Genomic DNA, 11,857 nt, shown 5'->3' with positions numbered 1-11,857 from the left:
AAATGTGAATCCGTGTCACTCCTCGCCCTGTGCGCCGGGATTCCTCGCGATATCTGTAGCAACGTCCTACAGTTACGAGAAACAACCGCACCGCATCCCCCGCTCGGCGATGCGCACCCGAATCCGAGGACTGCCCATGCCGAGTATCTTCGCCGCACCCGCCAATGCCCCGCCAGGCCCCGTCGCGGCGGAAACGCGCATGGTGCACGACGTGGCGACGCTGAAGCCGTCCGACTACCGCTCGGCGGACGGCGCGTCGTGGGTCGTCTCGACCATCACGCCGGCCGCTGACAGCGGCGCGAACGTCACGGGCAACACGTATTTCGACACCGCGAAAGGCCGCACCGTCCCGGTACCCGACGCGCGCCGCCGCTATGCGAATCGCGGCACGTGGCAGGTCGTCGCGAGCGCGAGCCCCGCCGTGCCCGCGACGGGCCGCTACGACTGGCTCACGCTCGCGTGGCTGCCGATCAACCGGCGGCCGCCGCCGCAAACACCCGAGCACCTGTATTCGCCGTTCATTCGCGGCGGCACGATCGTCTATCGGTGGAATCCGGCCGCCGAAGGCGGCGAGCAGTTCGGCAACGTGCGGATGATCTTTCCGGAGTGGGCGCGGCAGGTGGCCGATGCGTTGCGGTCTACACCGGCCGCGACGCAGGGCGGCGTGTCGTCGGCGTCGCAACCGGCACTCGAGCGCCTGAAAGCGGACACGAATCCGATGACCGCCGTACTCGACTTCGGCGATGCGCTGCGCGAGGAACCCGCGGAGCGGATCGTTGCCCGGCTGCCTGCGCTGCTGAGGGTGGAAGACCGGCGTGAACTATCGGCGATCGTGTTCCTGTGCCTGTCCGCCGCGCGCGATGAAGACCGGCCACGCTTCGTCGACACGATCAACGCGACGATCGCGGGAACCGACGACGGCGCGCGCCTGCTGGCGATCGCGTACGGCGCGTTCGCCGCAGGACGAACGCAACCGGTTCCATTCGGCGACAAAGCGCTGAATACGTTCGTCAACGATGTGTTCGGTGCGCTGAAACAGCGGACGGCGGCGCTCGGCATACCGGTCGCGCAAGGGTCGCCGTGGTACGCGTTCTTTACCGCGTATCGGCTCGGTGAGGCGGAATCGGGTAACGGCTCCCGACGCTGACGGCATCACGCTTCGCACTTCCCGGTTCCCGCGAGCCTGCCTGTCTATCAAAAAGCCGCCGCTGCTTGCGGCCGCAACGACGGCCGGCGCTTACGCCGCCTTTCGCTTGCGCGTGTCTCCTGCGTTCGATAAGACCCGCCTCACGGGAATTCCCGCCTGAATCAGCCGGGACCGAGTGATCGATGCGCGCCCGTTTTTTATCCTTGCATGACGCACCGACGGACAGACAACGGCCAGCCGTTCGCACAACGCATCGCCAGGCCGCGGTCCCGCGCGATTCGTTCGCCGTCCGCACAGGTGATGTTTTCCCGGCGGTGGCGCGTATTCGCGGCGACGTCCCTATAGTTCGAGGCACTCGACATTTCCACAGGAGCCCCGTCATGTTTGCATTCTCGATCCGCAACCTCGCCCGCTACGCCGTCCTCGCGTCGGCCGCCACCATGCTGCCGACCGCCGAAGCCGCATCCAGCCTGCCCGCCACGCCGACGATTCGCGCGATGGCCGGCGCGCAACCGATCGACCATCTCGACCCGAAGACGACCGCGCTCGTCGTCATCGATTTCCAGAACGAATACCTGAACGGCAGGATGCCGATCGCCGACGTCCAACAGGCGATGGCCAACGCGAAGCGCCTGATCGACTTCGCGGACCGCAACGGCATGCGCGTCTACCAGGTCCAGCACGTCGCGCCGGCAGGCTCGGCGTTGTTCGCACTCGGCGGCAAGACCGTCGAGTTCATTCCGGAAATGAAGCCGCGCGCGCAGGACGTGGTCGTGCGGAAGGAAACGGTCAGCGTGTTCGCGAGCACCGATATCGACAAGCGCCTGAAGGCGGACGGTATCAAGACGCTGGTGATCGCGGGCCTGATGACGCACGCATGCGTCGCCGGCGCCGCCCGGGATGCCGCGCCGCTCGGCTACGGCGTCGTGGTAGCATCGGACGCCTCTGCGACGCGCGCCATCGCACGCGCGAACGGCCAGTCGATCGACAAGGACACGCTGCACCGCGCCGCGCTCGCCGAGATCGAGGATACGTTCGGCGACGTGAAGACGACGGCCGACATCCTCGCCCTGCCGCTGCGCTGATCGTTCGCCGCACCGCACCCGTCGAAGCGGGTGCGGCGGCCCGATCACCGCTTCTTCCGCGAACCGGAGCCCGACATGGATCAACTGCTCGCGATGCGCGTCTATCGGAGCCTCGTCGAAGCAAAAGGATTCTCGGCCGCGGCCGATCGCCTCGACACGACCCATTCGACCGTATCGCGCCAGTTGAAACTGCTCGAAGCCGGCCTGGGCGTGCAGCTCGTCAACCGCAACACGCGCCATTTCTCGCTGACACCCGCCGGCGAGCGCTATTACGACGCATGCGTCGAGATTCTCGAGCGCGTCGCGGCAGCGGCGGAGAGCGTGACCGATACGCCCGGCCAGCCGTCGGGCGTATTGCGCGTCAGCATGCCGCTGTCGGTCGGCACGCTGGAAATGCCGGCATGGCTGCCCGCGTTCCGCACCGCCTACCCCGACATTCGCCTCGACGTGTCGTGCAGCGACCGCTTCGTCAATCTGATCGGCGAAGGGTTCGACGTCGCGCTGCGCATCAGCGGCGAACTGCCGGACTCCGATCTCGTCGCGAAAACCCTGGCGATCTCCGACGAAATTCTCGTCGCGGCGCCGGACTATGTCGCGCGCCGCGGCCTGCCGCGCACACCCGCTGAACTGGCGAAACACGATCTGCTCGCCTACAGCGGCGGCGACGACCGGATCAGTTGGCGCGTCACACCGCCGAGCGGCGCACCGGTCACGGTGCGGCTCGACGGCCCGCTGCGCATCGATGCGATCACCGCGTTGCATGCGGCCGCGCTCGGCGGCCTCGGCATCGGCGCCTTCACGCACCACACGGTAAGCAACGACATCGCGCACGGGCGGCTCGTCCCGATCCTGCCCGGCCATACGCTGGCGAAGCGCCGCTACTACGCGCTGTATCCGAAATCCCGGCACGTGCCGCCGAAGGTGCGTGCGTTTGTCGACTTCGTCGCCGCGCTTTACGGCACGCATGTCGGCGGCGACGGCCAGTGAGCAAGCGATCGACAGCCGCCCGCGGATGCGCCGGGGCAGCCGAGACGGGCGTCATGTCGCGAACGCGTGAATGCCCTGTGCTCGCATCTGGCAGCGTTCCTATTCCGTTAAACCAGCCGATATACACCGGAGTGCGGCCGCGCCCACCGACCGCCACAAGGCATTCACGCGTGCACGCACGACGCTAAAAAAAGCGGCCGCTCGCGAGCGGAGCGGCCGTCAAGGAGAGATCCCTGTGCGGGATACCGGCGGACACCACACCAGACCGGCAAGCATATTGTTGATGAACGGCACGCTGCTGACCATCGGCCCCGTCTGATTCGCTGCACGCCGGCGTGAACGGCATGCAATCCCGGGCTACCCCGCCTGGCGCCTGTCGCTTTCCGCAACACGCCGTTACGTTCCGGAAAGGAACCCCATCCGCGGCAACCGGTCGAAACGCCGCACGACCGCCGACGGCTCGATCGCCGCGGCGGCCATCCGCCTTTCCGCCCCGCTCGATCACGTCCATCATTCTTCCTGCCTCATGCTGAGCATCGGTCCCTTCTCGATCCGCGTCGTCGCGGTAGCCGTCGCCGCGCTGCTGGCGTGGCTCGTCGCGCGCTTCATCCAGCGCCGTCCGCCGGACGGGCATCACAAGAGCGCGTCGAGCCTGATCCTCGACGTGCTGCTGCTCGGGCTGATCGCCGCTCGGGTCGGTTACGTCGCGCAATGGTGGCCGGACTATGCGGCGACGCCGCGCGCGATCGTCGCGCTCGGCGACGGCGGCTTCGACGCGCGCATCGGTATCGCGGCCGCGCTGGTGTTCGCCGGCTGGCGCCTGCGCCGCCTGCCCGCGCTGCGTCGGCCGGTGCTGGCCGGCATCGTCGCGGGCCTCGGTGCGTGGGGTATCGCGCAAGGCACGCTCGCGACGTTGCAGCGCGGCGCGCCGCCGCTTGCCGCGATGCCGCTCCAGGCGCTCGATTCGACGCCCGTGTTGCCGGCGGGCTTCGTCGGCAAGCCGGTCGTCGTGAACCTGTGGGCGACGTGGTGCGCGCCGTGCCGCCGCGAGATGCCGATCCTCGCACAGGCGCAGCGCGACCATCCGGGCATCACGGTGCTGATGCTCAACCAGGGAGAAAGCGCGCAAGCGGTGCGCGCTTTCCTCGAACAGCAGCACCTGCGCTTCGATCACGTGCTGCTCGATCCTTCGCTGCACGCAATGCATGCGTATGGCTCGCGCGGGCTGCCGACCACGTTGTTCTTCGACGCGAAAGGCGAACTCGTGGAATCGCACATGGGCGAACTGACCCCCGCCCGGTTGAAGGACACCATTACGCAGCGCTTCGCGCAGTAGCCCGCAACGCAGGAATCAGACCTGTCCGATAGGCCGGGCGATACACGGCCCGTACACTCGGGCCCATGATTTCGCTGATCCAGTCCGCCTTCGATACGGCGCGCGATGCGGTCGCGCACGTCGCGCGCCGCCCTTCGTTCCTGCGCAAGCTCGACATCGCCGTGCTCGCGCTGATCGTCGCGAGCGTGCTCGTCGTGATGGCCGACAGCGTGCAGGAGTTGCACCAGCAATACGGCCACGCGCTCTACGCGGCCGAATGGGCGTTCACGCTGCTGTTTTCCGCCGAGTACCTGCTGCGCCTCTGCACCGCGAAGAAGCCGGCCGCGTATGCGCGCAGCTTCTTCGGCATCGTCGATCTCGTGTCGGTGCTGCCGACCTACCTCGCGTTCTTCTTCCCGGGCCTGCACGCGCTGATCGACGTGCGGCTGCTGCGGCTGCTGCGCGTGTTCCGCATCCTCGGGCTGTCGATCTATCTCGAGGAAGGGCAGATGTTGATCCGCGCGCTCACGCGTGCGCGGCGCAAGATCTTCGTGTTCATCGGCGGGATGTTCGTGCTCGTCGTGATTCTCGGCACCGTGATCTTTCTCGTGGAAGGGCCGGAGCACGGGATCACGAGCATTCCGGTGGGCGTCTACTGGGCGGCCGTGACGATGAGCACGACCGGATACGGCGACCTGACGCCCGTCACGCCGCTCGGCCGGTTGATCACGTCGTGCGCGATTCTGCTCGGCTACGGGATCATCGCGTTCCCGACCGGGATCATGGGCGCGGAGCTGGTCGCGTCGGCGCTGGAGCACAAGCGGGCCGGCAAGGGCGACATATCCTGTTGCCCGCATTGCGGCGCCACGCTCCCGTCGCATGGGGAAACCGATGCGGCACCGCGCGGGCGCGCGGATGTGCATCGAAACGACACGTAGCCGACATTGCCGCCGGCCTCGAAAGCAGGCCACGACGACGCCCCTTCATCGCGCCTACCCGCCCAGCGTCTGCACGAACGCGGCCACTCCCGTCAGCATGATCTGCACGCCCACGCACAGCAGCAGGAATGCGGAGACGCGCATCGCGACCTTCGTCCCTTCGCTGCCGAGATAGCGCGCGAGCGTCGTCGCGCGGCTGTAGATCTGCCAGATCGCGAACGCGACGAGCGCCGCGACCGCCGCCGATACGACCCCCGACAACAGATAGTCGCTCGCCGTATGCGCGCGGTTCGCGTGCAGTGCGATGCCGGCCGCGATCGAGCCCGGGCCGATCGTCAGCGGCACGGTCAGCGGAAAGAACGCGCGCGACATCAGCTTGTGCAGGTCATCGCCGTGCGCGGCGGCGTCGCCGCCGGCCGGTACGTCCGGCGCGTTCAGCATCGACCAGCCGGCCACGGCCACCGCGAAGCCGCCACCGATCCGCAGCGCCTCCATCGATATTCCGAAGAAATTCAGCACCGGCGCGCCGGCGAAGAAAATCACGAGCAGCGTGGCGAAGACGTTCGTCGCGAGCCGCTTCGACAGAATCGCGCGCTCGGCTTCGGTCAGCGATTGCGTGCGCTCGAGAAACACGAATGCCATACCGACCGGATTGATGATGCCGATCAGGCCGGTGAAGCCGAACAGGATTTCAGGGATCAGACGGTCGAGCTGCATCGATCGTACTCTCCGGTAACGAACAGGAATAAAAAAGCGGCCAGTCGGGAAGACCAGCCGCGAAGAGGAGATATCTCCATGATCCGGCACACGGGGGTGTGCCGGGCCGCAGAACCTGAATTGTCGGGAATATGAACCGGGAAGGAAATCAGCCACGTCCGATTTTTGCGTCGCAGATCATCAGCATCGCGACGGCCGACCCCGGACAGACGCCCTGAAACTGGCTGGACGCCAGCAACGGCGCGGGCACCGCCTCGCGGGCGATACGGACGAAGCCTTGCGTGACGAAGTAGTCTTCCGCCGTCGTGGTCAGCAGCGCGACCGACTGGACGGCACGCGCGCGGCATTCCGCGAGCAGGCGAGCCACCAGCATCCGCCCGACGCCGGCGCGACGCGCGTGTTCGACGACAGCGATCGAACGAATGAGCGCATGGCGTCCGTGGAACTCGATTCCACCACACCCCACGATGCCGGACGCCGCGTCGGCAACGACGAAATGCGGCAGATGTACGGCAACGCCCGCAGTCGGCAAACCGCTGGCACGAAGCAGCGCGTCGATCGCGGTCAGATCGGATTCGGTCGCTTGACGAAGAAACACCATGGTTCCACTCCCGGTTTGCCGTGACATTCCCCGAATCCAGCACACTCGCGCAAATCCGACGCGCCGCGCCGGAATGCGCGCGATGCGCCCGGGTGTCCATTCAATGGCAATCTGTTTACATTTACATGCGGAATGCACATGCGAATGCCCGCTCGCCGCGTTGTGCGCCTTGGCGATACGTCGAGTATTCGGGGCGTCGCGTTCCGTATGTCAACAGACCCTAGATACGCGCTTGATTGACGCGCTTCGACAGTTCCTCCGCGCTTTCCTTGCGCTCGCTGTACCGGTCGACCAGATAGGGGCCGACGTCGCGCGTGAGCAGCGTGAACTTCACCAGTTCCTCCATCACGTCCACCACGCGATCGAAATACGCGGACGGCTTCATCCGCCCCGCTTCGTCGAATTCCATGAACGCCTTGGCCACCGACGACTGGTTCGGGATGGTCAGCATGCGCATCCAGCGCCCGAGCACGCGCATCTGGTTCACCGCGTTGAACGACTGCGAGCCGCCGCTCACCTGCATCACCGCGAGCGTCTTGCCCTGCGTCGGCCGCACGGCGCCCGTCGACAGCGGAATCCAGTCGATCTGCGCTTTCATGATGCCGGTCATCGCGCCGTGCCGTTCCGGCGAGCACCACACCATGCCTTCGGACCACATCACGTGCTCGCGCAGCTCGACCACTTTCGGGTGGCTCTCCGGCGCATCGTCCGGCAGCGGCAATCCGCTCGGATTGAACATGCGCACCTCGGCGCCCATCGCGGTGAGCAGGCGCGCAGCTTCCTCGACCAGCAAGCGGCTGAACGAACGCTCGCGCAGCGACCCGTACAGAAGCAGGAACCTCGGCGAATGGGTCGACGGCGCCGCGGGCCGCAGGTGCGCGACGTCCGGCACGTGAAACAGCGTGGCGTCGAGTTGCGGCAGGTCTTTCAGGGAGTCGGTCATGGGGCGGTTCTCTCGTGATCTCGGGCCCGGCACTCGTACCAGCCCTTCGACCGGTTGACGATACGCACGACCAGCAGCATCGTCGGCACCTCGATCAGCACGCCGACGACGGTAGCCAGCGCCGCGCCGGAATGAAAACCGAACAGGCTGATCGCGGCCGCGACCGCCAGCTCGAAAAAGTTGGATGCGCCGATCAGCGCCGACGGGCAGGCCACGCTGTGCTTCTCGCCCACCGCGCGATTGAGCCAGTACGCGAGCGCCGAATTGAAGAACACCTGAAGCAGGATCGGCACCGCGAGCAGCGCGATCACGAGCGGCTGCCGCAGGATCGCTTCGCCCTGAAACGCGAACAGCAGCACGAGCGTGGCCAGCAGCGCGGCGATCGACCACGGGCCGGCCTTCGCCATGGCGGCGTCGAACGCCGCCTGCCCCTTCGCGAGCAGCATCTTGCGCCACAGCTGCGCGAAGATCACCGGAATCACGATGTAGAGCACGACCGACGTGAGCAGCGTCGCCCACGGCACCGTGATGGCCGACATCCCCAGCAGCAGGCCGACCAGCGGCGCGAACGCGATCACCATGATGCTGTCGTTCAGCGCGACTTGCGACAGCGTGAACAGCGGGTCGCCGCCCGTCAGCCGGCTCCATACGAACACCATCGCCGTGCACGGCGCCGCGGCCAGCAGGATCAGGCCCGCGATGTAGCTGTCGAGCTGGTCGGCCGGCAGCATCGGCGCGAACAGATGGCGGATGAACAGCCAGCCGAGAAACGCCATCGAGAACGGCTTGACGAGCCAGTTCACGACGAGCGTGACGCCGATGCCTCTCACATGCCGACGCACCTCGTGCAGCGCGCCGAAGTCGACCTTGACCAGCATCGGGACGATCATCACCCAGATCAGCAGCCCGACCGGGAGATTGACCTGCGCGTACGCCATCCGGCCGATCCGCTGGAACAGGTCGGGCAGCACCTGGCCGAGCGCGATGCCGGCGACGATGCACAGCGCGACCCAGATCGTCAGGTAGCGTTCGAAGAAGTTGATGGAAGGCTTTGCGACAGCCTTGCCCGGCGGGGCGACGTTGGATGTGTTCATCGGACAGGTTCAGCCTCGAAGTCGTTGGCGCTCGCGCGTTTCGGCAGACCGCCGCGCAAATGATCAGGTTTGCGAGATCGCGGTCAACGCCGTCTGGAGTTCGGCATGGCTCATGCGGTCCAGCGGCAGCGCGAGCAACTGCAGCATGCGATAGCCGATCGCCTGACGCGTGAGTTCGAACGCGCGGCGCTTGCCTTCGTCACCGCCCGTCGCATTCGACGGATCGGCGTAACCCCAATGGACTTTGACCGGGCTGCCGGGCCAGTACGGACAGGTTTCCGCCGCCGCGCCGTCGCACACGGTGATGACGACGCGCATTTCCGGCACGCCGTCGCCAACGAACTCGTCCCAGCTCTTGCTGCGGTATCCGGCCACGTCGACGCCGGCGTTCGTCAGCGCTTCCAGCGCGAACGGATTGAGGCGACCGCTCGGCGCGCTGCCGGCGCTGTAGGCACGCACATCCTTGCCGAGCTTCGCGGCCCAGTGATTGAGCATGCCCTCGGCCAGCACGCTGCGTGCCGAGTTGTGGGTACAGAGGATCAGGACGTTCGTGGTCATGGGCGGGGCACGCGAATGCGCTTCAGGATTGCCGGTTGCGGTTGCTCTTTGCCGACGGCGAACAGACGGAAACCGGCGAACACGGATTCCCGCCGCAACAGTTCTCCGTGAGATAGCCCAGCAGCCCGTTCATCGTGTCGAAGTTCGCGCAGTAGAAGACGAAGCGGCCTTCCTGGCGGCTGGTGACGAGCTGCGCATGCGCGAGTTCCTTCAGGTGAAAGGACAGCGACGATGGCGGCACGTCGAGCAGCGTCGCGATCCGGCCGGCCGGCATCCCTTGCGGCCCGGCCTGCACGAGCGCGCGAAAGACGGCAAGCCGGGATTCATGCGCGAGCGCCGCAAGGGCGGCAATGGTCTGGTTCGTTTCCATTGTTCGATAATAATCGAAATATGGAAACCAGGAAAGCGACGCCGAACCATGGCGTCGCCGGAATGGTCTGCCCCCAAGACGACGCGCGCCGTGCCTGCGCGCGACGTGCGCCGTCAGCGCCCGATCAGCCGCGTGTGACTCGGCAACGCGACCGTGAGATCGGTGTCGCCCGCTGCCGGCCGCGACACGTCACGCGTCGTGGCAAGCCATTGCGCGAATTCGGCGGCGGTCATGCCGACGGCCTCGGCCGAACTCGATGCGGGCGTGCCCGCCGGCTCGCCTGCCGCGTGTGCGGCCCGTTGCGCATGCGTTGCCGCACCACGAGATGGCGGGGCCGCCGGCGCGTTCGACGCCGCGTCCGGCGCCTTTTTGCCGCGCGACATGGCGGCAGGCTTCGCCGCCGAACGCGCGGCGGCAGCAACCGGCTTCGCGGTGACCGGCGATGCGGGTTCGGCATCCGGCGCCGCGGCTTGCGCCACGACGGCATCCGATGCGATCGCCATCGCCACGGCCACCGGCGCATCGCCCGACGGCGCGCGGCCGGCATGCAGCGCACGCGATGCCGCGGATGCCGCTTCCGCCGCTTCCACCGCGACAGCCGCCGGACGGGCAACCTCGCCGTCCGCGGCCGTCGCACGATCGGCCGGCACGATCGCCACTTCGGCCGCCCTGCCGGTCGCCTGCGCCACCTGCGTCGCGGCAACGGCCGCCGTCGGCGCCGCCAGGATCGCCGCCGAATAGACGGCGCCATGCTCCGCCGCGTGCTGACGTTCATCGACGAAATGCGTCGCGAAAACGCACGTCGCGCCGAACAGCGCGCACGCCATCAGCGTGAGCCGCCAGTGGCGGCGCAGCGGGTGCGGCCGGACCCATGCCCGGTTATCCGAGCCGAAATCCTCCGCACGCACCGCCTTCTCGGCTTTGCGCGACTTCGTTGCGTGAACAACCATATCGGCTTGCCCGGCCGCGGGCATCGCCGCGCGGCGCGTGCCCTTCAGGTCGAACACGTTCGGTTTCGGCCGCCGGCTCGCCACGAACGGCCGGCGCCGCCGGCCGTACGGCGGCGGCACATCCGAGAACGGATGCGCGAGCGGAATCGCGTAATGGCCGGTGATGTCCTGCATGCTCATGATGTCGACGACGCATTGCGCGACATCCGCCGCGGCAATCCGTGCTCCCGTAGTTGAACGAATGACCCCGAGTATCGCCGTCGCGCCGGTTTCGGTAAATCGGACTGCGTTACCTTCGATCCGGACCGTAGTCGGCCTGGTCCTACCGATCCGCGGCCGGCCCGGCGGACGGCACTTAGAACCGGCCGCGCAAGCCGATGAACACCTCGTTCGACGACAGCTTCGACTTCAGTTGTTCGTCGCGCGCGTTGATGCGGTTCGCGAACGTGTTGAAGCCGGTCTCGACGTTGCCCATGTCGACATAGCGATACCCGAGGTCGATCGAGAAGCGCTTGTTGATCGCATAGCTCACGCCCGCGCCGGCCGAATACGCGAGATTGGTCTGCGTCTTCGACGCGAAGCGGCGCGTGTCGTTGGTCTGCCAGCCGTCGGCCGACACGATCGCGACGCCGATGCCGAGCGTGCCGTACACGGAGAAGCCGCGGCCGAGATCGAAGTCCTTGAAGCCGTTCAGCATCAGGCGCTGCGCCGACACGTGGAATTCGTTCGCGTTGGCGTCGAACGGCGCCCAGTAGCTGGTGAAGTTGTTGGTGCGCTTGAACACGTATTCGCCTTCCGCGCGCCAGCCGTTGCCGAACTGGTAGCCGAGGCCGAGCGAGCCGGTGACGTTCGAGCCCGTCTCCGGGCCGCCGACGCGGCTCGTGACGCGCGGGCTCGTCAGCTCCATGTTCACCGCGTTGTCGAACGCGCCGATGACGCGGCCCGTCGCGTAGTAGCCGGCGTCGGCGAGTTCGGCGGTCTTCTTCGTTTCCGGCGCGGCGACGGTATCGGCAAAAGCGGCGCCCGAGAACAGCAGGGCCAGCGTGGAAGGCACGGCAAAGCGCTTGATCATGATGAATCGAATCCTTGACGATGGATGACTGGTCGGAGAAGCCCCCATCGTAGGAATCGCGCCGCGATCGTTGAACCCGT

The 11,857-nt window shown here is 67.0% G+C and carries 13 protein-coding genes; 5 read left to right on the top strand and 8 right to left on the bottom strand.

Annotated features, from left to right (window positions below):
* The first annotated feature begins 136 nt into the window (after positions 1–136).
* The 5 genes from KPB06_RS02520 to KPB06_RS02500 all read left to right on the top strand — a co-directional run bounded on the left by KPB06_RS02520 (position 137) and on the right by KPB06_RS02500 (position 5,472).
* Positions 137–1,147 (top strand): hypothetical protein, encoded by a 1,011-nt coding sequence (locus KPB06_RS02520; protein ID WP_104013171.1) that lies wholly within the window; start codon positions 137–139, stop codon positions 1,145–1,147.
* A gap of 182 nt (positions 1,148–1,329) precedes the next feature.
* Positions 1,330–2,232 carry a cysteine hydrolase family protein gene (locus tag KPB06_RS02515; RefSeq protein ID WP_456151271.1) on the top strand — a complete coding sequence of 301 codons (903 nt, stop codon included), beginning with the start codon at positions 1,330–1,332 and terminating at the stop codon, positions 2,230–2,232.
* Between the two features lie 75 nt (positions 2,233–2,307).
* Positions 2,308–3,219 carry a LysR family transcriptional regulator gene (locus tag KPB06_RS02510; protein WP_104013181.1) on the top strand — a complete coding sequence of 304 codons (912 nt, stop codon included), beginning with the start codon at positions 2,308–2,310 and terminating at the stop codon, positions 3,217–3,219.
* 526 nt (positions 3,220–3,745) lie between these two features.
* On the top strand, positions 3,746–4,555 hold the full coding sequence (locus tag KPB06_RS02505) for a TlpA family protein disulfide reductase (protein WP_099317000.1): 810 nt from the start codon (positions 3,746–3,748) through the stop codon (positions 4,553–4,555).
* A 65-nt stretch (positions 4,556–4,620) separates the two neighbouring features.
* A complete protein-coding gene (locus KPB06_RS02500) occupies positions 4,621–5,472 on the top strand; it encodes an ion transporter (protein ID WP_099316999.1) in 852 nt (283 codons plus the stop codon).
* A gap of 54 nt (positions 5,473–5,526) precedes the next feature.
* Here the strand turns inward: KPB06_RS02500 and KPB06_RS02495 are convergent, their stop codons facing one another.
* The 8 genes from KPB06_RS02495 to KPB06_RS02460 all read right to left on the bottom strand — a co-directional run bounded on the left by KPB06_RS02495 (position 5,527) and on the right by KPB06_RS02460 (position 11,777).
* Complete coding sequence (locus KPB06_RS02495; protein WP_059576287.1) at positions 5,527–6,189, bottom strand: MarC family protein; 663 nt, start codon at positions 6,187–6,189, stop codon at positions 5,527–5,529.
* 148 nt (positions 6,190–6,337) lie between these two features.
* Entirely contained in the window at positions 6,338–6,790 is a 453-nt protein-coding gene (gene arsN2 / locus KPB06_RS02490) for an arsenic resistance N-acetyltransferase ArsN2 (RefSeq protein ID WP_230951141.1), read from the bottom strand.
* A gap of 220 nt (positions 6,791–7,010) precedes the next feature.
* Entirely contained in the window at positions 7,011–7,733 is a 723-nt protein-coding gene (gene arsH, locus KPB06_RS02485; RefSeq protein WP_104013172.1) for an arsenical resistance protein ArsH, read from the bottom strand.
* Positions 7,730–8,827, bottom strand: coding sequence for an ACR3 family arsenite efflux transporter (gene arsB, locus KPB06_RS02480; RefSeq protein WP_104013173.1), 1,098 nt, complete (start codon positions 8,825–8,827; stop codon positions 7,730–7,732). Before arsB ends, arsH begins: the two co-directional genes overlap by 4 nt.
* Before the next feature lie 63 nt (positions 8,828–8,890).
* A complete protein-coding gene (locus KPB06_RS02475) occupies positions 8,891–9,385 on the bottom strand; it encodes an arsenate reductase ArsC (RefSeq protein ID WP_104013174.1) in 495 nt (164 codons plus the stop codon).
* A 22-nt stretch (positions 9,386–9,407) separates the two neighbouring features.
* Entirely contained in the window at positions 9,408–9,755 is a 348-nt protein-coding gene (locus tag KPB06_RS02470; RefSeq protein ID WP_059576298.1) for an ArsR/SmtB family transcription factor, read from the bottom strand.
* 113 nt (positions 9,756–9,868) lie between these two features.
* Positions 9,869–10,885 (bottom strand): serine protease, encoded by a 1,017-nt coding sequence (locus KPB06_RS02465; RefSeq protein ID WP_275920322.1) that lies wholly within the window; start codon positions 10,883–10,885, stop codon positions 9,869–9,871.
* A gap of 175 nt (positions 10,886–11,060) precedes the next feature.
* Positions 11,061–11,777, bottom strand: a complete 717-nt coding sequence (locus tag KPB06_RS02460; protein WP_060010375.1) for an outer membrane protein — start codon at positions 11,775–11,777, stop codon at positions 11,061–11,063.
* Positions 11,778–11,857 lie beyond the last annotated feature (80 nt).

It is taken from the genome of Burkholderia semiarida (assembly GCF_029268935.1).
Classification (GTDB): domain Bacteria; phylum Pseudomonadota; class Gammaproteobacteria; order Burkholderiales; family Burkholderiaceae; genus Burkholderia; species Burkholderia semiarida.
Note: the sequence above shows the minus strand (reverse complement) of the source record. Positions and strands in the feature narration are given on the sequence as shown.